Below are 22,468 nucleotides of genomic sequence, written 5' to 3' on the forward strand. Positions count from 1 at the left end.
ATCTTCCTCTCTACTGAACTGGCACTGGTATAGTTGTTGTTTTGTAATAGGCTTGACGGATACTTTCATCCTCATTGATTTTTTGCCACGGCTCTTCATATCGACTCACTGTTTTTTGCAGCGTTGCGTTTAATTTAGCTCGTTTTTCAGCATCGGCTACTACTTCTTTAATGTGGTCTAATCCAAGGCGGTCCACCCATTGAGAGGTTCTTTCTAAATATTTTGCTGTTTCACGATAATACTGTAAAAAGGCACCCGTCATTTCAAATACTTCTTGTTCCGTTTTGACTTTACAGAAGAAGTCTCCAGCACGTAAGTCTGTACCCCCGTTTCCACCGACATACAGTTCCCAACCGCCATCAACTCCAACAACCCCGACATCTTTAATTCCGGATTCTGCACAGTTTCTCGGACAAGCGGATACACCCATTTTGACTTTATGTGGTGTATCAAGACGTTCGAAGCGTTTTTCTAATTCAATACCGAGACTCATCGAATCTTGAGTCCCAAATCGACAGAACTGTGAACCTACGCACGTTTTCACTGTACGAAGTGTCTTTCCGTAAGCATATCCAGACGGCATACCTAGCTCTTCCCAAACTTGAGGAAGTTGTTCTTTTTTTAATCCGAATAAACCAATTCGTTGTCCACCTGTTAATTTGACGAGTGGAACATTATACTTATCAGCTACATCTGCAAGCTTTCTTAAATCTTCAGCTGTCGTCACTCCACCGTACATTCTAGGAACAACTGAATACGTTCCATCTTTTTGAATGTTAGCATGTAATTTTTCATTTACAAGACGAGAATTTCTATCGTCTTTATATTCTGGATTAATCATACCGAGATAGTAATTTAACGCTGGACGGCATTTTGAGCAACCTTGCTCTTCACTCCAGTTCAGAACCATCATGACTTCTTTTGGTGAAGTTAATCCTTTATCTTTAATTTCAGCTATGACTTCATCTCGACTAAAAGTTGTACACCCACATAATGTTTCTTTTTGAGCAGTTAATTCATAGTCAGAACCTAATGCATGTTCTAGAATTTCACCAATTAATGGTTTGCAGCGCCCGCAAGATCGTCCTGCATTTGTACAACCACCTACTTGCTCAATTGTTGCAAGTCCTTGTTGTTGAATGGCATCGACAATCGTTCCTTTAGTCGTTCCGTTACAACCACAAATAACTTCATTATCTGGCATCGCCCCAACGTCATTCGTCGTATCCGCTCCTGGCGGTTGTAAGAAAGAAATTGTCGCTTGGTCTGAAATATCTTCTTTGTTCGTTAACATTCTAAATAATCTTGAGCTATCTTTTGTATCACCATATAAGACGACACCGACAATTCGATTATCTCTAACTAAAACCTTCTTATAGACTCCTTCATATTCGTTATGAACTTTTATCGATTTCGTTGATGCATCATCATAAATTTCTCCAGCTGAGAACAAATCTATTTCAGCTACTTTGAGCTGGGTCCCTAACAATGATCCTTCGTAACCTTCTTCTTTGACCCCGCACAAACGATTGGCTAATACTTTTCCTTGTTCATATAACGGAGCAACTAGTCCATAAACAACTTCTCGGTGTTCTGCACATTCCCCTACAGCATACACATGAGGGATATTCGTTTCTAAAAAGTCATTAACTACGATGCCACGATTGATATAAATGTCACCCCCTTTAATAAAATCTATGTTTGGAACAATCCCAGCAGCCATTACGACTAAGTCTGCTGTCACTTCACTTTCATCTGAAAATCGAACACCCTCCACTCGATGGGTTCCCACAATTTCAGTCGTTGATTTTGGCATGAGGAAGTTCATTCCTTGCTCTTCTAATGTTTGTTTCAACATACTTGAAGCAACTACATCTAGCTGTTTTTCCATTAAGTGTTCCACTAAATGAACGACATCCACTTCCATTCCTAAATGCAGTAGCCCTTTTGCAGCTTCAAGTCCAAGAAGTCCTCCTCCAATTACAACTGCTTTTTTATGCATCTTAGCGACTTTCTTCATGGTCACGCAATCTTCTATATCTCTAAAACCAATGACTCCTGAAAGGTCGGCACCAGGAATAGGTAAAATAAATGGTTTTGAACCAGTAGCTATGATCAGTTCATCATACGGTAGAACTTGTCCTTTATTTGAATATACTAGCTGTTGTTGCGGATCTACTTTTGTAATCATTTCATCCGTATACAACTGAATTCCATTATCTTTATACCAGTCCCAATTATTGATGATCGTATCTTCAAAGTTCATTTCACCTTGCAGGATGTTTGATAGTTGAATCCGGTTGTAATTAGGATGTGGTTCTTTACCAAAAATCGTTATTTCAAATAAATCATGGTTTATTTTTAATAGATCTTCAATGACTCTAACGCCCGCCATTCCATTTCCTATCATGACTAATTTCTTTTTCTCCATTTTTAAGACCTCCACTTGCTCACTATTTCACAAATAGGAGCATCCATCACTAGTTGTTTTATATTTCTATGATCTCAGTATATCAATTAGGAACTTGCGAAAACTGTGATAAAAATCACACCCTATGAATTAAAAAATTACTATTTTGTGAAAAAGTCTTGTTCATGAATTTGTAATAACTATTTTTTTGATAGTTGAACTTATCGTTCTTAAACTTTATTTACGAAGTTATACTAGTTCTTTCTATATAATCGTCCAGTTTAATATTTTTCTATTCATTGTTATATGTCGATAGTATGTTTAATTTTTATTTATTTCCTGTGAAAAAAATCACACTCAACTTTTTCGTTTGATTGTATCATCAGTTTTGTAAGAAACATCGATGTGAAGAAAATTAAACAATAGTATTTGGGGGAATAGATCATGGCGAAAATTACGAAATGGGAGCCAGAAAATGAAAGCTTTTGGGAAAATAAAGGAAAGAAAGTTGCAAGAAAGAACTTATTAATATCCGTATTTTCTTTAATCTTAGCCTTCTGTGTATGGCAATTATGGTCAGTTACAGCTGTTCGATTAAACGATGTAGGTTTCAATTTTACAAGTAGTCAATTATTTACATTAGCCGCTTTACCTGGATTAACTGGGGCAACACTACGTTTATTCTATACTTTTATGCCAGGCTTGATTGGTGGTAAGAAAACGACATTACTTACAACTGTTGTTCTTTTAATTCCTGCAATCGGTATTGGGTTTGCCGTTCAAAACCCTGAAACAAGTTTTCAAACAATGGTCATCCTTGCTGCTTTATGTGGACTGGGTGGAGGTAACTTAGCGTCTTCAACAGCTACTTTAAACCCATATTATCCGAAAAAAGCAAAAGGTACAGCCAACGGAATTAACGTTGGTATTGGAAACTTAGGAGTTAGTGTAGTTCAGTTCTTAACTCCAATCGTAATCGGTTTAGGATTTATTGGTGCTCTAACTGGAGGAGGTCAAACTTTAGCAGATGGTAGCGTCGTTTATATTCAAAATGCAGCATTTATTTGGGTAATTCCAATTGTCGCTTCTGTTATTGTTACGTTTTTCTTTATGGATGAACTTCCTGTAGCAAAACCCAGCATTAAGAGTCAACTTTCTGTATTAAAAATGAAACATATGTGGATTATGACTTGGCTTTATGTTATGTGCTTCGGTTCATTTATCGGGTTTGCAGCGGCATTTCCATTATTAATCCGTTCTGAGTTCCCGGAAATCGATGTTATGAAGTTTGCTTTCTTAGGTGCATTAGTTGGTGCTTCAATCCGTCCATTCGGTGGTTGGCTTTCTGACAAGGTGAATAGTGGTGCAAAGGTAACTTTCTGGACGATTGTCGCGATGATTCTTGCAACATCTAGTGTCATTTACTTCTTAAATATTAATAACTTTACTGGTTTCTTAGTTTCATTCTTAGTGTTATTTGCTGGAACTGGAATTGCAAATGGATCTACTTTCCGAATGGTACCATTCATTTTTGAAGAAAAATTTGCCGCACCTGTACTAGGGTTAATTGCTGCATTTGCTGCATACGGTGCATTCTTTATTCCAAAAATCTTCGGTTGGTCAATTGATACAACTGGATATGCTAACTTAGCTCTATTTATCTTTATCGGTTATTACGTAATCAGCTTAGTTATCAACTGGTACTTCTACTCGAGAAAAAATGCAGAAGTTAAATGTTAATCTAAGCCCGTAATAAAAAGAACATGGCCTTTCACTACTAAGTGAAGGGCTTTTTTTATGGCTTATAGTAAAATTTCCGATCGTATGAAATAATGAAGTGTAAAGATATTAGGGAGGAATACCTATGAAATCTAATCATGTTGTTGGAATTTTATTAGCTGGTGGTGCCTCACGACGTTTCGGTGAGCCTAAAGCTTTATATGAACTTGATGGAAAGCCATTTTTTCGATACAGCCTAGATGCTTTACAAGAAAGCGTAGAAGACATAGTTATTGTGAGCCAGCCTGATCTTATTCAACAGATTCAAAGTCAAACTACATATGATGTCATTTTAGATGAAGCGCAGTTTCGAGGCGATGGACCCCTTGCAGGCATCTATAGTGCTATGAAACATGTTTATTCCGAATGGTATATGGTTCTCCCCTGCGATACTCCCTATATTCATTCGGAAGTACTCCAGCAGCTACGCTCATATACTGAGCGTTATCCTGATAAAGATGCAATTGTTCCTATAGTTGCAGCAAGAAAACAACCGTTAATTGCTATGTACAACAGACGATGCTTACCTATGATTGAAAAGAATTTAAAAGAAAATTGTTTGAAGATAGGAATGTTATTTCAGGCCGTTGAGACCGTGTTTATAGAGGAACACGAGTTGAACCATCATGAGGCATTTCGTAATATTAATGAGAAAGAGGATTTGAGTTCTAGTTAACTATATGAACAAACCAACATCCATCAAGTGATGGATGTTGGTTTTAGGTGTATTTTATCATTGATCTTACCCACCGCTTACCGGAGGTATTAAAGCAACAACATCGTTTTCTTTTAGTAGTGTATCATTTTTAACATATTCCTCATTGACCGCCACAATCGTACTATCTAATGACCGTAAGTTCGGATACTTTTCCAATAATATCTCTTTTAACTGTCGAACTGTAATCGGTTCACTTTTTATTTCGATTTCTCTTTCACCAACAATTTCTTCTAATTGTGCAAATAACAAAACCTTCATCGTTACACCTCTTTAATTTCCGGCTTACCTGTTTCATAGTTTACTTTCTCCAATTGGTCGCCGACCCACTCTTGCCCGTCTTCCCAATGCTCTTTTTTCCAAATCGGTACAATTTCTTTTATTCTTTCAATAGCATAGCGACTAGCTTCATAAGAGTCTGCTCGGTGAGGCGTTGATACAGCTATAACAACCGCAATATCCGTAATTTCTAAATCGCCAATGCGATGAGTAATCGCCACTTTTGCTTGTGGCCACTTTTTCTGAATTTCATCACCAATTTGAGCTAGTTTTTTTATGGCCATTGTCTCATAAGCATCATAGCGAAGGTAGACAGTTTTCTTCTCACCTGTCATCTCCCTAACTGTACCAATAAAAGTATTAATCGCACCTGCATTACGGTCGACTACTTTATTGACGATCGTTTCAATTGAGATTGGTTCTTTTATAATTTCAAAAAGCTGTTCACTCATTTCTTTCCTCCAATACACCATTCATAAACCAACTAAAAAAAGACTCAAAATCATCTAATAAAAAAATAGGAACCTTTAATGTAGTCGGTAGTTCAATATTCTTCCACAACAGAACGGCTTGTATGTTTTCAAGTTGTTCTAACAACTTGATATCCTCTTCTTTTTTTACAATGACAACCTTGGGAAAGGATTCCTTTTTAAATCCCTCAATGATTACAATATCAATTTTTAGGAACTGTTGAAACATAAGGGCATCTTCTATCGACCAATTCGCTTCCTTATTAAATTGCATTTGCACGGAATTGCCAGCAACAACCGTCGTACCCGTAGCACCAGATTCACGAAACTTTGCCGAGTCTTTTCCAGTATCAAGTGCCGCTAAGCGACTTTCATGCCCATGATGTTTAATAACTGAAACACTTATGTCCTTACTCTTTAGGCCTGTAATTAATTTTTCAATTAACGTTGTTTTCCCTGAATTACTGTAACCTGCAACTTGGATGATTTTCATTCTTTCTCCCAAGTTGAAGTACTACCTTCTCCATTTAGAAGCAGAACCTCAACCTCCATACCACGCTCAAATCCTCTCGTACCACCCGGTAGCATAAGAAGAGCATTCGCATAGGCAATGGAAGAAACGACACCCGATTTATCCAAACCGACTGGTGCCACAATCAGCTTTCCACCTTCAATCGATACTCTGCTTCTAACAAAGCGTGTAAATGGATTTGGCTTTGGAAAGTCTTTATCAAGTATGGCCTTTTCCTTTTGTAAATGCACATAATCAGCTTCTACTAAACTAAGGATAGCGGGACGAGCAAACAATTCAAAACCGACAAAGCAAGCCGATGGATTTCCGGAAAGACCAAACAAGAACTTACCGTCTTTTACGGCAACTGTTGTTACACTGCCTGGACGCATCGCGATTTTATTAAATAAAACCTCAGCTTCCAGCTTTTTATAAATGTCTGGTAAATGGTCAAAGTCACCAACAGAAACACCACCAGTAGTTACCAACACATCGACTTCGGCTAATGTTTGTTTGATCTTTTCAAAGCAAGTATCAAAGTCATCCGCTAATTTCCCATAAAATTTCGGTTCTGCTCCGATCTTTTGAATTTGCGCTGCGATCATATATCCATTACTATTGCGGATTTTTCCTGGTTCCAACGGTTGGTTAACTTCTAATAACTCTGAACCGGTAGCAATAATTCCTACAACTGGCTTTTTAAACACGGGAACCCTCGCATAACCGAATGTCGCTAATAGTGCGACCGTTCCTTCATTAATTTTCGTACCTTTATCAAGTAACACCGAACCGTTTTTGACATCCTCACCTTGTCTAGATATATTATCACCCGATACGACTTTACGTTTAATTTGTATGTATGATCTTCCGTTCTCTTGAACCTCTTTAACAAGTTCAAACATAATGATGGCATCCGCCCCGTTAGGAATTTGTGCTCCTGTCATTATACGAATCGCTTGCTTTGCTTGAAGCGCTGATTTGGCGACTGTTCCTGCACCAATTTCCTCAATCACTTCTAATATTACTGGTTCATCTGAGTTTGCGACCTGTGTATCTTCACTTCGAATCGCAAAACCATCATAAGGTGACCGATCGAAAGGTGGTACATCGTGGTCAGCTTTTAAAGGCTCTCCTAAATAACGACCGAGGCATTCATCAATCGCTACATATTCCACCTCATCATTTCGATGGACATGGTCCATTATTTTATTCACAGCATCTTTTACAGGTATTGGGGTTCGTCTTTCTACCAATGATGTTATCCTCCTAAATCTACAATGATAGCTAATTTTTTAACTAAAAATATGGAAAGCAGCACGCTCGAATTCCATTAATTTCGACATATTTATTATACACTAAACAAGGTTTCATTAATATTGCAGGGTAATTTAAACTTCTCTATTTCATATGAGTTTTACAATAGTGTGAACGATAAAACCTTTCAATTGTTGACTACTGCAACGGAGTAATCAGTAACAATCATTCGTATTAAATGATAGGTAGATTAAAGGGGTTCTGTTCGAAGACTGCTGGTTAAACTGAGAAAGAGTTTATAACTACTCTTATAGTCTATTACTAGTAATAAACTAAGAACATAAAGAATAATTTACTAGGGGAATTATAGCTATATTAATTGTAAAAAAGTAAAATTGACCCGATAGTTTAGCTTTACGTGATGAAACATAAAACATGAAACATCAAAAATCAACATAAAAAACCATATAAAAGTAACCATCACTAAAGAAAATGATTGAATATAAGGAAACGAAAAATACAGATAGGTTACTTATGAGATTAGAAGAATGTATTAATCGATTACATTAAGTTCGTTTTTTGGAAGCATTTCTAATTCAGATAAATTCGCTAAAACAACCTGAAAATAATCTTCCTCTTGTATCTCGCAAAAACCACTATCATAGATCCAAAAAATTGTATAAACCTTATTGTTGTATCTAACTTTTGTTCCAATCTTCATCTTGCTAACTCCCCCTAAAAACAAAAATCTTTATTAGCCTACTCAAATATATGTCTAGGTTTGTCAAATATTCTTCGTGTTTCCGATTTTTTAAATTTAAAAAACAGGAAACTTGTCGATAAATGACGAATGACACTTCCCTTTAAGAAAGTGTCATTCGTCTTGCATTCTTATTAAATTTCTAGAACTTTTAATGTCAGCTCATCCTCACCCAGCTTCTTCAACTCAAGTAAAGGAAAATGACAATACATTTTTTGATTAGCATATTTAAATTCAATTACAGACTGAAAGAAATCTTCCCGATTTTGTGAGATCAATCCAAGATAAAAGTAATGAAATCCCTTTAAAAAATGGGATTGAGAATTTAAATCAACCTTATTAAGTATCTCTAGTGCTTTTTCTTGCTGTTTTTTTTGGATATAGTAGAACGCAATTTCATGGAGATCGTATACGCTTTTTGACTTGAAATCTAAAAAGTCTGGTTCTTTATGCCAATAGTTTTGAAGAAAATTTATAGTTTGTTTTGTTCCAACTATATTATCTGAATTATATTTCAAAAATACTTCATATGCTCTAAGCAAATAGGAATAAGCTTTTTCATAATTTTCATTTATGTAAAACAAGCCTATATTTTGAAAGGCAACAGCCTTGGTTAATTCACTGACTGCATTTTCAACGACAATATTACCATTTTTGATAGCTTCCTCGCGACTTCCGATATGCATGTTAATGAGACCAATTCGGCATTTTAAAGACTTTCTTAAGAAAGGATATTTCTTAATGTCGTTAATACCGTCTTCTATTAGTACGGCGACTTGTTCACATCTGTCTACCTTTTTCATATCGTAATAATTATATATCATAAATACTTTTGATAATACCTTCATTTCTTGTGTTTTTAATACTAATTCATCAAATAGTATATTAGCCTCACTCGGTGACAGCTGCCCTTGCATCACTTGTTGATCGAGTTCATATACTTTAGCCCATTCACGGCTTTCTGCATTTTTACTTTCTTTCAGCTTATCAATCATGAATTGTTTTAAATCATTTAAGCGATTGACCGAGGCATATTCAAGACTTATCCTGGCTGTTTTACCATTCGGATTTACTTCCCTGAAGTATCGTTCCATAATCTCAAATTCCTGTTCAGGAAACAGATAACGTATAATAGCTAACAAGCCTTCGATGTTATCGAATTCTCGATCTTTTTCATTGAGAAATTTGTATAAAGAAGATTTACTCTTGAGGCCTGAAATAGTTATAAGTTTGTTTGCCAGCCCTTTTTCTATATCTATTTGGTTTTTAAGCATTTGCTTTAACATGTTTGTGTTGAGCCCTTTCATTCAAATCATAAGTGGGTTACCCTTAAATTATTGAATAGATAGTTAGTCCAATTATAGCACAAAATTGATAAATTAGTATTCATTCTAGATAAATTGAACTATTTTTTACTGTTGTAATAGGGATAATATTTTAAACTTTCTTGAAACAACTCCCTATACGACCATACATTACGTAAAGATAATCAATCCTTTATTTTAAGTCTTTACGAATTTCTCGAATTACATGCCCTAATTCAGGAATAATAATTCGACTCATCGCTAGTTTTACCGCACCTGATGATCCTGGCATCGAAAAGACCGCTTTCGTTCCGAATACTCCTGCAACCGCACGACTTAAAATTGCGGCTGTTCCGATATCTTCAGCATAGCTTAAGTATCGAAATATTTCTCCAAACCCTGGCATTTCTTTATGCAATAGATCTTTCACTGCTTCATATGTAGTATCACGCAAAGCAATTCCTGTTCCTCCATTTAATAGAACTGCATCTATATCAGATCGTGTTTCTGCTTGCTTTAACAAAGCTTGAATTCCTGTATATTCATCTTTTACGATTTGATATTCTGTAACAACGTGGCCTTTTTCTTCGAGTAATGTTTTTATTAATCCACCACTTTTATCCGTTTCAGTTGTTCTTGTATCTGAAACGGTTATAATCATACAATTTACTGATTTAGGTGCTTCCTTTTTATGTTCAAATGTAGACATATGCTACCCTCTTTCCAAATAGGTTTGTATACAAAATTATACCACAACATATTAATTTACATATTTCATCATTGTAATTTAGCAATTAAATACCTGTTCATGTTAAAATTGTAACAGTCATTTAAGGAGGAAAAAACTATGAGTAAACTTACCCATTTTAATGAACAGGGACGTGCCAAAATGGTCGACATCTCCGAAAAAGAAATTAGCTCTAGAAAAGCTGTCGCTCATTCAAGTATAAAAGTAAATCATGAAATTTATACAAAGATAATCGAAGGATCATTTAAAAAAGGCGATGTCCTAGCTGTTGCTCAAGTTGCGGGAGTAATGGCAGCTAAAAATACAGCCAATTGGATCCCAATGTGCCACCCATTGCAATTAACAGGTGTGGATATTTCATTTGAGTGGGAAACAAATGAACCTGACCACTACGAGCTGCATATTGAAGCTACGGTTAAAACAACAGGTAAAACTGGTGTAGAAATGGAAGCCTTAACAGCAGCTTCTGCAACCGCATTAACTGTATATGATATGTGCAAAGCCGTTGATAAAGGCATGATTATTGGTGAGACATTCCTCATGCAAAAGTCCGGAGGAAAAAGTGGCGATTTTTCACGAAGCAACGCTTAAATGCATGCTCGTTACAAATTTGAATCAGAAAGAGGTTTAGCAGACGCTAAACCTCTTTCTTCTTTAATTATCCAACAGTTGTTTCTAGATCTTCGATTGGCTTTTCTAAATACTTGCGGTCTTTTCGAGCATTGAAGCGGTCCGCCTTTTCAACAGAAACGACAATATTGTAATCTGGAATACGAGCATACTTTTCATAACGTCCTCTTGGAAGTAAGAAGTTTCCTTCAGGGAAGTGGACTTCAACATTTCCACGCGCTATATCTACAAGTTTTGCTCTTCCTTGGAATACTCCGAATCCGTTATAAACGACAACACCTTCACCTTCCGTAACACGTAACTCTTTCGCATCTTCAGCATTCATTAAGACATCATATCGTTCTGCATTATTGAATGAGTCTTTTGTACTGTATACCATTGAATTGAACTGTTTTCCGCGACGAGTTGTTAACAAGTATTGGCCTTTGTTCTTACCGAGATCAGGTATTTCGACTGGAATTAAGCTTCCTTTACCATCTGGAGTTGGACAAATTCCATCTTCACATAACCATGCTCCACCCCATTGGAACACATCTCCCTGTTTTTTCAAATACTGTACGCCTTCATAGCTTGGGTTTGCCTTAGCAATTTCTGCACGAATTTCGTCAGCATTTTTGAAGTCTACTAGATGTGCCATCATCGGATTTACACGTTTCGCTAAATCAATATATATTTTCCACTCGGTACGTGCTTCTTCAATTTGATTTTTATTTCCTTCAATTTCAGGAGAGAAATAAACCATTCGCTCAGTAGAAGTTGAAGTACCGCCACCTTCTTGCTCATAGCGTGTTTTTGCAGGTAATACGATAACAGCTTCTTTTGCATCAATAAGTGTGGAAGTATTTAAGATAATATCTTGATGCACTCGGATATCAAGCTCAGATAAAGCTTTTTCAACAAAGTTAGGGTCTGGCATCGTTTCTAAGAAATTACCACCCGACATATAATATAACTTCACTTTTCGCTCGTGTCCTTCTGGAAGAACGATATTTTCAAGTGTAATCCCTACCGTATCTCCTTGCCATTTCGGAAGCGTAAAACCCCACAGCTTTTCAATACGTTCAATATTGTCACCATAAAAGTCTCCACCAGGAAGAACGAAAGGATCCGCTCCCATTTCTCCACTACCTTGTACACTAGAGTGACCACGGAATGGCATTAAACCAGCATGTTTCCGCCCTAAATACCCTCGTAATAGTGCAAGGTTGGCTACTTGTGAAATGTTATCTGTTGCAAACGAGTGCATTGTTAACCCGAGTGCCCAAGCAAATACGGCATTCTTACTTTTTGCTAGTAACTCTGCTAGTTCAATAATTCTTTCTTTCGAAATACCAGACGATTTAACTATTTCTTCCCAGTTTTGTGCTACAACATTTGCTTTTAACTCTTCATAACCGTTCACGTGCGTTTCAACAAACTCATGGTTAATCGCAGAACCGTGAGCTGATTCTTCCATCTCGAACCAATGCTTCATAATACCGTGCATAAACGCAATATCTCCGCCGATGTTGACTTGATAGAAATCGTCAGCAAGTTTCGTTCCAAAAAGTGCTGATTCTATATTCGAAGGAATCCAATAATTTTCCATCGCTGGCTCTCGATATGGATTGATGACAATGATCTTTGTTCCTCTTTTCTTCGCTTCTAACATATATTTTGAAGATACAGGTGAAGCGTTAGACGCTACACTTCCCCAGAATAGAAGAACATCTGTCCCAATCCAATCTTGATAGTTTACAGTAGATGCTCCTACTCCAATCGAACGCTTTAAAGCCGTTTTACTCGGCGAGTGACAAATACGTGATGCATTATCAATATTATTTGCTCCTAAGAAACGCGCTACTTTACCCGCTACATAATACGATTCATTAGTGATACCACGTGAAGTTAAATAGAACGCATACTGTTTCGGATTTAATTTTTTCATCTTGTCCGCAATCATATCCATAGCGTCATCCCAAGTTAAGCGTGAAAACATCCTCTCTCCTTTTCTTCGGATTAATGGATATGGAATTCTACCTAACTTACGCAGCTCTGTACTGTCATACTTCTTTAGCTCGTCGATATCAGCATGTAAAATATCTTCCTTAATAGCTGGCATTGTATTTAAACGAAGAACGTTTAATCTTGTTGTACATAAGTGGGGGCCTGTTAAGGTTTGGTCGTATAATCCAGCAACTCCTAATGCACAGCCATCACATACTCCCTTAGATATAATCCTTGAAGCATAACCTAAATTGTCTTTATTTTCCCAAGCCACTTTAATAGAATCGCGAATATGTTTTGGTTTTATTTTACCTAATCCAAAAGGAACTGGACTTACCCAAAGACTCGGGTCTGGCATTTTCGCTTTTTTCATTGGTCCTGGATGTTTTGTTTTTCCCATGATTAACACTCCTTAAATTCTTGCATAACCTATTATTTATTACTTATTTAAATTCATTGTATTTTAGAAATAAAAAACCACCGAAATTCCTATTTCTATAATGAAAAAGGTAAATCGGTGGTTGAGTCTTCGGCAGGATCGCTGCTAAGTACCAAACCTAGCTATTCGGTTTACAAAACTTCTCTTCTATATCTTCATCAAATACAAAGATGGACATGCCTAAATCTTTTTCAATATTAATATCAACAAAGAGTTCGACAAAATTACATTCTAAAAACTCTTCCATCTCAGCTGGCGGGTTTTTACGGTACATTTCTTTGACCATCTCTGTTCTCGCAGCACGAAGCATTTGCTTACCTTCGTCCGCTGTTGCGATAAATTTTTCAATTGGAGAAAGGTTTCCTTCCATCTCGCAAATCGCCCAGTTTTTGCAAAACTTTGTATTGATTTTGCTTGGCCCTTTCCCCATATGTTTTTTTCGAAAAGAACGTACTAAATTACTAAATTCAGCTTCATATTTGTTCATGAACGTCAACCCTTTTAATTATTCTATTTAAAAGAGTAGTCTTCTGTACATTAAATGTCAACTTGCCAGCTTGTTTTGAGCTGCATTTTGTTCTTCTCTCAGTCTCTTAATATCTAGGCGAATAATTAAAGATACGGCTAATGCTGCAACAAACATCGCTGCAAAGATATAGAGTGTTCCTGCATAACTATTTGTCGTTTCACGTACATAGGAAGCAATGATCGGACCAGCTAGTCCAGCAGCAGCCCATGCTGTTAAAATGTAACCGTGGATGGCTCCAAGTTGCTTTGTTCCAAAAAGATCGCCGATATAGGCCGGAATAGAAGCAAATCCGCCACCGTAACAAGTTAAAATTAAAAATAGTACGGCTTGGAATAAAATTGCATGAGTAATACTCGGTAACAATAAAAATGTTACGATTTGAATAGCAAAAAATGCTGTGTAAACATTTGGTCTTCCAATGTAGTCAGAAATCGATGCCCAACCAAGACGGCCAATTCCATTAAATAATCCCATTAAACCTACCATTGTTGCTGCAGCTGCCGCTGATAGACCTGCAATTTCTTGTGCCATCGGAGATGCGACAGAAAGAACTGCAATACCACATGTTACATTGATAAATAACATGACCCATAAATAGTAGAAGCGTTTTGTTTTAATAGCTTCGTTTGCTGTTAATTGAGATAAGTCGGTTGCTGGCTTTTTAGCACCCGAGGCGACTTGTTGTTTAAATCCTTCTGGCATCCAGCCCTCTGGCGGACGCTCAAGATAAAGTGCTGAAGCGGTCATAATTACAAAATAAACAGCCCCTAAAATAAAGAACGTATTCGCTATACCAACTGAACCAATTAAGTTCGCCATAATCGGGCTGGCAATCATAGCGGCAAAACCAAATCCCATAATCGCAAGGCCTGTTGCAAGACCACGACGGTCAGGGAACCATTTTACAAGTGTTGAAACTGGTGTAATATAACCAACACCTAATCCGATACCACCTAAAGCTCCGTAAGTGATATAAAACATAGTTAAACTTTCCATGTTAATTGCTAGTCCAGCACCGATTAAGCCAATTCCAAAGAATGTTGCTGAAACGAGCCCTGATTTACGAGGTCCGTGCCTCTCTACAAAGTGCCCCATAAATGCTGCTGATAATCCTAAAAATAAAATAGCAATACTGAATGTTAATGATATTGCACTTAAACTCCATCCGAACTGTTCTTGAAGTGGATTTGTAAATACACTCCACGCATAAACCGACCCGATAGAAATATGGATCCCTACCGCGGCTAAAGCGATTAACCAACGATTTTTTGTCTTTCCCACTTTCATCTTCCTTTCGCTTCTCTCTCATCTATTTTTGACAATAATAAAACCGCCGCAAGTACCTTACATTTTGATCGAAAACGTTTTCAACGAAACACTTCAATCTAAGTAAGTATACAGCGACGGTTAGTGGCAAGCAGGAACTCTACTTTATAACCAACGTATTCGCGTTAATCTAGTTAACATTTAAACCGATGACAGGATCGCTATCTCAGATCTTAAATGTTACAGATTTATGAACAGTAATAATATAACTCGATTTCATTACAATTTCAACAATTATTTATTACAATTTCAGCACATCATGTAATAATTTCTAAAAAAATCTTTAATAATGTCGGGTGACATTTACATAGATTAATGGTAATACATTTAACTTGTCTAATAGATAAGAATGTGTTTATATTGTTTAGTAATTAAGAAAATACTTGGGGTGGAACGGAATGGACGGACAAATGAGTACAAAATGGCCCATTGTAAAATATGAAAACGGCCAACTCAACCATACAGATGATGAAATCGTTACTGAATTCCCGTTAACGATTCATGTGAATAATGATGAATTTGCAACGATGGTTTGTAGCCCCACTCATTTTAATGAAATGGTCATTGGATTTCTTGCTTCTGAAGGAGTTATTCGTACAAAAGATGATGTAAAAAGTATGAATATCGATGAAAGTAAAGGCTTTGCTTACGTTGATTTGCATGCAAATCAAATAACAAGCCAACAATACTATTCAAAGCGGTTTATCGGTTCTTGTTGTGGTAAAAGTAGACAGTTTTATTTTCATAATGATGTTCGTACAGCGAAAACGTCAACTTCGACTACTACGCTTACAGCTAAACAATGTTTAGACTTAATGAGAAAAATGCAACAAAATAGTATTGTCTTTCAAACAACGGGCGGTGTTCATAATGCTGCAATTTGTGATCCTAATGGAATTATTGTTGAACGTTCAGATATCGGGCGTCATAATGCACTTGATAAGCTTTTTGGTCACTGTATTATAAATCGAATTCCAGTTCGAGATAAAGTACTTGTTTTTAGCGGGAGGATTTCATCTGAAGTTTTAACGAAAGCGGCAAAAATCGGTGTCGGTATTGTCCTTTCGAAATCTGCCCCTACTGACTTAGCAATTAAACTTGCACAAGACTTAAATATTACAGCGGTTGGGTTTATCCGCGGATCTTCTTTTAACGTCTATTCTCATCCGCATCGTATTGTTGAAGGTTAGAAGTTAAATCAACTTTCATTTTACTATACATCAGGTCTTAACCAGCTATGTGAGCTCTTAAATTAAGTGTGTACTGAGATAAACACTCATATTTTTATAATTTTTTGTAGAGGAGGCTGCTATCGTGAGTAAAAGCCAAAGTGTCTATGACCAATTACAACGGCCATTGCGAGATTTACGTATTTCAGTGACAGACAAATGTAACTTTCGCTGTACGTATTGCATGCCTGCCGAACTGTTTGGACCCGACTATCCATTTTTAGAACGGCATGAGATTTTATCCTTTGAGGAAATTGAACGATTAACTAGATTGTTCGTGAATTCTCTTGGTGTTAAAAAGATAAGAATTACCGGTGGCGAACCGTTAATGCGGAAAGACTTGCCTCAACTTATTGAGAAGGTTAATATAATTGACGGCATCGAAGATATTGCAATGACAACAAACGGTGTGCTTTTACCTAAATATGCAAAAGCTTTAAAAGAAGCTGGCTTGATGCGAGTTTCTATCAGTTTAGACTCGTTGAACGACGATTTATTCGGTAAAATTAACGGTCGAGGAGTTTCGGTCAAAGCTGTTCTTGATGGTATTGAAGCAGCTAAGGAGGCCGGCTTATCAGTTAAAATCAATATGGTCGTTAAACGCGGTATGAACGATAAAGAAATTGTTCCTATGGCTAAATTTTTCCGAGAACATGGCCATATTCTTAGGTTTATAGAATTTATGGATGTTGGAAATACAAATGAGTGGCGCCTTGATGATGTTTATTCAAAAAAGCAAATTATTAACGATATCCATGAAGTTATGCCACTCGAACCTATTGATCCAAATTATGTCGGTGAAGTTGCAACTCGATACCGCTACGTTGATTCAGTGGATGAAATTGGTGTTATCTCTTCAGTGACCGATGCATTTTGTAAAAGCTGTAACCGTGCCAGAATCTCGGCAGAAGGAAAACTTTATACGTGCCTGTTCTCTTCAAGCGGTCACGATTTACGTGAAGTTGTTCGCTCTTCACTTTCAGATGAAGAAGTATCAAAACATATTGAAAATATTTGGGAAGGGCGTAAAGATCAATATTCTGTCGATCGCAGCCGCCTGAAACACAAACGAAAAAAAATCGAAATGTCCCACATCGGCGGTTAACACCCGGTGCCAGGCACCTTTATTCTATCACAGTATTAAAGGTGCCTGGCACCATCATTACAGTAACGTATTAAAGGTGCCTGGCACCGCATTTCAGCAAATAAAAGGAGTGGATGTTATGAGTTCGTGTAAATTGGATCATCCTTTAGAAGATGTGCGTAAAAAGTTAGAGCAACAACGAGCGTTTTTACCCACTGAACTATATGAGGTTACTGAACAATTTTTAAATGAGCCTCTTAGTCAAACTCAACTGAATGAAATGTTTCATTTACTAAAAAAATATGATTTAGCTTCAAAAGAAGAGCAACAAAACCGAAATGAAAAACTTAAACAGCTGTTGGCATAAGAAAAGAGATTGACCTTCTACAAGAAGGTCAATCTCTTTTTCTTTATATCTAGAACTTTTTTAAGCTTCTTGCTTTTTCTTCCCATTTAGTGAAACAAGTCCATACAATATGAGTAACTGCTCCTTTTTAGATAACCGTCTCCATTCGCGTACCTTAAATAACACAACTCTTTCCTCCCGTTCCTAATGCTATATCATTTTCCCTTATAGTTGGATCTAGGAAGTTATCGTTTAAAATAGAATTTATTGTAACGTTATATTACAAGTACCCGACTTCTGCAGCATCTAAACACTTTTCTGAAATAAATTTGATTATAATTATTGTAGAAAACCGCTTAAAAATTGAATACATCAATTTGCTTGAAACTTAAAAGAAACACATCAATTACAACTATTAAACCCTCAAGTCCGTTTACAATTGACCATTTCACCCACTTACTCTATAACCGCTTCTGCAATGTCTCTCTCCAACTATCTGATAGTTCGTCTACAGCTAGAACTGCTTTTATCCCTTCAATATTATCTTTTTCCTTAAACATAATTGTATTTGCAAAGTCGATACTTACAGCATTTTGATGACGTTCAATCAATTCGATTGGATCATTTTCTTCCACAAAACCCTCTTCTAACACACGGAAGTAGTATCCAGTATAGCCCGTTTCTTGGACTCGCACGACAAGGTCATCAACTTCATTTCTTTTAGCTAACTTAAAACAAGGTTGGCGCGGTTGACTCACTTGAACGACGACGTCGCCAACTTTATATGTATCCCCTATGTATACCTCTTTCTCTACCATTCCTTTGACCGTTAAATTCTCACCGAATGCACCATTTTTCATTTCTTTATTAAGATCTTGCTTCCAATAAGCATAGTGCTCGTAAGGATAGACACATACAGCCTTATCTTTTCCACCATGATTTTTCAAATCAGCTTGTCCATCGCCCTCAACATTCAGTTTTCCTATAAAAACTGACCCTTCAACTCGTGCTTTATATATACCTGTTTTTAATTCTTTTCCGTTATGATTAATTGTCATTGGTTTTCCAATTTGGATAGACATACAAGTCATTGACATTTAGGGTCACTCCTATCTCGTTCTCATTTTGATAATTTTACCATATCGAGAACATCATATCTAATCCCATCTTAATGAGACCATTAGCAGCTCATATAGAATGAAAAAAGTGCTTGATAAGATTACCTTACTTTTAACTAGGAGAAAGATCGCTCCATCTCAATCACTCAGCTACTCATACATCCCGGTATCCAAGCACACTTACTTTTCCTTTTCTTTGATCTTCTCATAAATGCTTTCTAAGTCTTTCAAAGACAGTTCACCTAAAGAATTTTTGATGTCATCTTCAATTATTTTACGATTACTTTCACGGTATTGTTCCCACCACTCTCGCAATCCTTCAGTGTGATTAAAAAGGTATTCAATATCTATCTCTTCAACCTCATCATCAGAAAGATAATTAAGGACTGCTGCTAACAAACGCGTAAGCCTGCTAACTTCATCACCTTTCTCTTCCAAACTTTCTACTACTTCTTCTGTATCCTCTTCTGCTGGTTTCGGTTTACGTGGCATGATTATTTACACTCCTCAATCACTTGGAATTAGTAGTCTTAGTATTACCTATCATGTAAATGAGCTATACCACTTAACAAAACACTCCTTATTCATAAAAACAGAGCTTATATTATCTTAGAGTAAAAAATAAAAATACCCAAATCTTCTGATATGGGTATTTACTCATCAATTATTATTTCGTCGTTGAAACTTTATTTCCAACTTGCTCATTAATTGAGGAGAGGATTGCATAAAGGATGCGTATAGTCGGTGTTGGAACACCTAACTCGCTTCCTTTACGGACAAAATATCCGCAAAGGGATTCAACCTCCATCTTCTTTCCGCTTTCCCGATCTTGTAGCATGGACGTTTTATGGGCTCTCGCCACTTCGGACAACGGAAAAATTTGATCCACCCATTCTTGTTCAAAAGTAATACCTAAAGCTCGCCCTACACTAAGTGCTTCTTCTAAAATAGTTTCAGCTGTCGCACGTAGATGTTTTTCATCAAGGATATCCCCTACAGAAGCTAATGCAGCTGCAGATAATGGATTAAATGTGGCATTCCAAAGTAATTTGGCCCATTTTTTTTCTACAATGGAGTCAGCAATTTCAACATCTACGTTTGCTTGATGAAATAAATCCTTCCATGTCGTAGCACTACTATTCGTATCCGATAACGCCCCCATAACAATGGTTTGTATTTCATGAAAACGCTGAATTACACCTGGTTCAACCACTTTTGTCGATACGTATGTAACTCCAGCAACGACCCGATTTTCTCCTAACACTGCAGCCAACACTTCTTCATTATCTACCCCATTTTGAAGTGTTAATACAGACGCATTCTTTCTTAAATAAGGAGCAATCTCTTCAGCTAACGTTCTCGTTTCTGTGGATTTTACCGTAAATAATATAAGATCTGCTTTTTCAACAGCTTTAATATCATTTGTAAATTCTCCATAAACCGTATATGTCTCTTGAGGTGATCGAATTTCAAGTCCTTTTTCATTCATTTTTTCTAAATGGCCACCTCTAGCAATGAACGTCACGTCAAACCCTGCATTTTTTAGGGCTGCACCATAATATCCGCCAACTGCACCTGCACCAACAACACATATTTTCATAATTTCCCCTCCAGTTTTAAGATGTTTCATTTTCTAAATAAAGAAAAGACTAATTTGCGGGATAAACGCGATCGCCAATAACGAAATAATAAACGCAACAATAAAAGGAACAGCTTTTCTTCCAATAACAGTAATTGGAATTTTCGTCATTGCACTAGCAATATACAGATTAACGCCGACTGGTGGTGTTACATAACCAATCGCTAAAGCAATAATCATGATTACACCAAAATGAATTGGATCGATTCCTACTTGCATAATGACAGGTAAGAAGATTGGTGTCAGGATTAAAATAGATGCAAGTGTTTCCATAATCATTCCTACGATCAATAAAAAAAGGATAATTAAAAGAAGAATTATAATTTTATTTTCTGTTAAAGATGTCATCATAGATGCAACCGATTGAGGGATTTTCAATAAAGTTAAAACTCTACCAAAAACACTCGCCACTGCTACTATTAATATGGCAGGTACGGTAACCTTAATGGACTCCTGGAGAATTAATAAGTAATTTTTTAAATTGACAGTACGATACACAAATGCACTTATACCGAGTGCATAGACAACTGCGATAACTGCCGCTTCTGTCGGTGTAACAATCCCACCATATATTCCGCCTAAAATTATAACTGGAGCCATTAGGGCAAAAAAGCCATCTTTAAACGTCTTAAAGAAACCATTTTTCTTCATATCATTATAGACAGCCATAATTTGCTCTTTATTTTCTCCTTTATTTTTACAGTAAATATACGCATAAATCATTAACGCTAACCCAATGATAATACCTGGTAAAATCCCAGCAATAAATAGGTCACCGACAGATTGATTGGCCGACATCCCATAAATAATAAATGGAATACTAGGTGGAATAATAACGCCTAACCCGCCAGACGTAGCAATCATCGCTGTACTAAAACCTCGATCATAGCCGAGTTTAGTTAAAATCGGAATAGCCATTGCTCCAACCGCAGCCACAGTAGCCGGACTTGAACCCGATATTGCTCCGTAAAAGAGGCATGTAGTAATCGCTGCAATCGGAATTCCGGCTGTACGGTTTCCGAACATGTAAATAAATACATTAAATAACCGTTCTGACATTCCACCTTTAGCCATAATTGTACCGGATAAAATGAATAACGGGACGGCTAACAATGGATAACTATCTAAGGATGAGACCATGTTGCGTACGATGTAAGAAAGGTTGACACTAATATCTAAAACAGACCCTGATAAAATGGTAATAAAACCAAGGGATATTCCAATGGGTATTGTTAATGCCAATAAAATTATTAAGAGTAGAAATAATAATATAATCATAGAATCTCCCTTTCTTTTTTCTTATAGTTCTACAGATTGCTTATTTTCCGGTGCTAGATTACTTTTCTGTGTGACTTTTATGATGTACTTTTGTATGATTCGTAAAGCCGTTAATCCAAAACCAACCGGCAGGGCCAAGTAGACATATTTAAAAGGGATTCCTAACGCTGCACTCGTTTGCATCGTACCAGAAAGATTGTTATAAACGTCAATCCCGCCAATTACCATAATTACACTAAATAAAAAAATAGCAATATCTCGTAAAACGGCAAACATGGATTGAATTTTAGGACTTACATATTCTAACAGGATATCTATTTTTAAATGAAGATCTCCTTTTGTCGCATAACTTATGCCGATAAAAGCGATCCAAATAAATAAATATCTACTAATCTCTTCCGGCCAAGAAAGGGAAGCATTCATCACATACCGCATAAAAACTTGAGAGGACATAATAACAATTAAGCTACACATGGTAATAGAAATAAGTACCATTTCAAAATGTTTATCTATCCACTTGATGTATTTCATTAGGATCACATCCAAACTCGAAAGTTTTAATATGAGGCTGATCGTAAATAGTGCGCACAAAATTTATAAAAGGATCCCCCTAATAAACTTTTGCTTCCTATTA

At 36.6% G+C, this 22,468-nt stretch carries 22 protein-coding genes; 6 read left to right on the forward strand and 16 right to left on the reverse strand.

The window, feature by feature from the left end; translation table 11 throughout:
- Window positions 1-10: 10 nt before the first annotated feature.
- Window positions 11-2,431, reverse strand: a complete 2,421-nt coding sequence (nirB, locus tag AC2VNP_RS00100) for a nitrite reductase large subunit NirB (RefSeq protein ID WP_486914943.1) — start codon at window positions 2,429-2,431, stop codon at window positions 11-13.
- Window positions 2,432-2,854: 423 nt separating this feature from the next.
- On the opposite strand from nirB, the gene AC2VNP_RS00105 reads away from it, so the two are divergent.
- Window positions 2,855-4,150 (forward strand): MFS transporter, encoded by a 1,296-nt coding sequence (locus AC2VNP_RS00105; RefSeq protein WP_486914945.1) that lies wholly within the window; start codon window positions 2,855-2,857, stop codon window positions 4,148-4,150.
- A 124-nt stretch (window positions 4,151-4,274) separates the two neighbouring features.
- On the forward strand, window positions 4,275-4,865 hold the full coding sequence (locus AC2VNP_RS00110) for a molybdenum cofactor guanylyltransferase (RefSeq protein ID WP_486914947.1): 591 nt from the start codon (window positions 4,275-4,277) through the stop codon (window positions 4,863-4,865).
- A gap of 66 nt (window positions 4,866-4,931) precedes the next feature.
- On the opposite strand, the gene moaD is transcribed toward AC2VNP_RS00110, so the two are convergent.
- The 7 genes from moaD to AC2VNP_RS00145 form a co-directional block, all read right to left on the reverse strand.
- Entirely contained in the window at window positions 4,932-5,165 is a 234-nt protein-coding gene (gene moaD, locus AC2VNP_RS00115) for a molybdopterin converting factor subunit 1 (protein WP_486914949.1), read from the reverse strand.
- Between the two features lie 2 nt (window positions 5,166-5,167).
- A complete protein-coding gene (locus AC2VNP_RS00120; RefSeq protein WP_486914951.1) occupies window positions 5,168-5,635 on the reverse strand; it encodes a molybdenum cofactor biosynthesis protein MoaE in 468 nt (155 codons plus the stop codon).
- Window positions 5,628-6,146, reverse strand: a complete 519-nt coding sequence (gene mobB / locus AC2VNP_RS00125) for a molybdopterin-guanine dinucleotide biosynthesis protein B (protein WP_486914953.1) — start codon at window positions 6,144-6,146, stop codon at window positions 5,628-5,630. The genes AC2VNP_RS00120 and mobB overlap by 8 nt, the downstream gene beginning before the upstream one ends.
- Window positions 6,143-7,417: a molybdopterin molybdotransferase MoeA gene (locus AC2VNP_RS00130; RefSeq protein ID WP_486914954.1), complete on the reverse strand. Its 1,275-nt coding sequence runs from the start codon at window positions 7,415-7,417 to the stop codon at window positions 6,143-6,145. Before AC2VNP_RS00130 ends, mobB begins: the two co-directional genes overlap by 4 nt.
- A gap of 554 nt (window positions 7,418-7,971) precedes the next feature.
- On the reverse strand, window positions 7,972-8,139 hold the full coding sequence (locus AC2VNP_RS00135) for a hypothetical protein (RefSeq protein WP_486914956.1): 168 nt from the start codon (window positions 8,137-8,139) through the stop codon (window positions 7,972-7,974).
- A 173-nt stretch (window positions 8,140-8,312) separates the two neighbouring features.
- Window positions 8,313-9,464 carry an AimR family lysis-lysogeny pheromone receptor gene (locus AC2VNP_RS00140; protein ID WP_486914958.1) on the reverse strand — a complete coding sequence of 384 codons (1,152 nt, stop codon included), beginning with the start codon at window positions 9,462-9,464 and terminating at the stop codon, window positions 8,313-8,315.
- A gap of 211 nt (window positions 9,465-9,675) precedes the next feature.
- Window positions 9,676-10,191 carry a MogA/MoaB family molybdenum cofactor biosynthesis protein gene (locus AC2VNP_RS00145; protein ID WP_486914960.1) on the reverse strand — a complete coding sequence of 172 codons (516 nt, stop codon included), beginning with the start codon at window positions 10,189-10,191 and terminating at the stop codon, window positions 9,676-9,678.
- 138 nt (window positions 10,192-10,329) lie between these two features.
- Here AC2VNP_RS00145 and moaC point away from each other — a divergent pair, with 138 nt between their 5' ends.
- Entirely contained in the window at window positions 10,330-10,821 is a 492-nt protein-coding gene (moaC, locus tag AC2VNP_RS00150) for a cyclic pyranopterin monophosphate synthase MoaC (protein WP_486914962.1), read from the forward strand.
- A gap of 67 nt (window positions 10,822-10,888) precedes the next feature.
- On the opposite strand, the gene AC2VNP_RS00155 is transcribed toward moaC, so the two are convergent.
- The 3 genes from AC2VNP_RS00155 to AC2VNP_RS00165 form a co-directional block, all read right to left on the reverse strand.
- Window positions 10,889-13,246 (reverse strand): FdhF/YdeP family oxidoreductase, encoded by a 2,358-nt coding sequence (locus tag AC2VNP_RS00155; RefSeq protein WP_486914964.1) that lies wholly within the window; start codon window positions 13,244-13,246, stop codon window positions 10,889-10,891.
- Between the two features lie 157 nt (window positions 13,247-13,403).
- The gene (locus tag AC2VNP_RS00160) at window positions 13,404-13,772 is read right to left on the reverse strand and encodes a Na-translocating system protein MpsC family protein (protein WP_486914966.1); all 369 of its coding nucleotides are present in this window, start codon (window positions 13,770-13,772) and stop codon (window positions 13,404-13,406) included.
- 57 nt (window positions 13,773-13,829) lie between these two features.
- Window positions 13,830-15,095, reverse strand: coding sequence for an L-lactate MFS transporter (locus AC2VNP_RS00165; protein WP_486914968.1), 1,266 nt, complete (start codon window positions 15,093-15,095; stop codon window positions 13,830-13,832).
- A 443-nt stretch (window positions 15,096-15,538) separates the two neighbouring features.
- Here AC2VNP_RS00165 and fdhD point away from each other — a divergent pair, with 443 nt between their 5' ends.
- The 3 genes from fdhD to AC2VNP_RS00180 all read left to right on the forward strand — a co-directional run bounded on the left by fdhD (window position 15,539) and on the right by AC2VNP_RS00180 (window position 17,820).
- Window positions 15,539-16,330, forward strand: a complete 792-nt coding sequence (fdhD, locus tag AC2VNP_RS00170) for a formate dehydrogenase accessory sulfurtransferase FdhD (RefSeq protein WP_486914970.1) — start codon at window positions 15,539-15,541, stop codon at window positions 16,328-16,330.
- Between the two features lie 121 nt (window positions 16,331-16,451).
- Entirely contained in the window at window positions 16,452-17,474 is a 1,023-nt protein-coding gene (gene moaA / locus AC2VNP_RS00175; protein WP_486915014.1) for a GTP 3',8-cyclase MoaA, read from the forward strand.
- Window positions 17,475-17,592: 118 nt separating this feature from the next.
- The gene (locus AC2VNP_RS00180; RefSeq protein WP_486914971.1) at window positions 17,593-17,820 is read left to right on the forward strand and encodes a hypothetical protein; all 228 of its coding nucleotides are present in this window, start codon (window positions 17,593-17,595) and stop codon (window positions 17,818-17,820) included.
- 440 nt (window positions 17,821-18,260) lie between these two features.
- Here the strand turns inward: AC2VNP_RS00180 and AC2VNP_RS00185 are convergent, their stop codons facing one another.
- The 5 genes from AC2VNP_RS00185 to AC2VNP_RS00205 all read right to left on the reverse strand — a co-directional run bounded on the left by AC2VNP_RS00185 (window position 18,261) and on the right by AC2VNP_RS00205 (window position 22,365).
- Entirely contained in the window at window positions 18,261-18,896 is a 636-nt protein-coding gene (locus AC2VNP_RS00185) for an MOSC domain-containing protein (protein WP_486914973.1), read from the reverse strand.
- Between the two features lie 201 nt (window positions 18,897-19,097).
- Entirely contained in the window at window positions 19,098-19,409 is a 312-nt protein-coding gene (locus AC2VNP_RS00190; protein ID WP_486914975.1) for a hypothetical protein, read from the reverse strand.
- 175 nt (window positions 19,410-19,584) lie between these two features.
- The gene (locus AC2VNP_RS00195) at window positions 19,585-20,547 is read right to left on the reverse strand and encodes a ketopantoate reductase family protein (protein WP_486914977.1); all 963 of its coding nucleotides are present in this window, start codon (window positions 20,545-20,547) and stop codon (window positions 19,585-19,587) included.
- A gap of 3 nt (window positions 20,548-20,550) precedes the next feature.
- Window positions 20,551-21,834 (reverse strand): TRAP transporter large permease, encoded by a 1,284-nt coding sequence (locus AC2VNP_RS00200; RefSeq protein WP_486914979.1) that lies wholly within the window; start codon window positions 21,832-21,834, stop codon window positions 20,551-20,553.
- A 21-nt stretch (window positions 21,835-21,855) separates the two neighbouring features.
- On the reverse strand, window positions 21,856-22,365 hold the full coding sequence (locus tag AC2VNP_RS00205) for a TRAP transporter small permease (protein ID WP_486914980.1): 510 nt from the start codon (window positions 22,363-22,365) through the stop codon (window positions 21,856-21,858).
- Window positions 22,366-22,468: the final 103 nt, after the last annotated feature.

This window comes from Alkalihalobacterium sp. TH-98, from assembly GCF_057473385.1.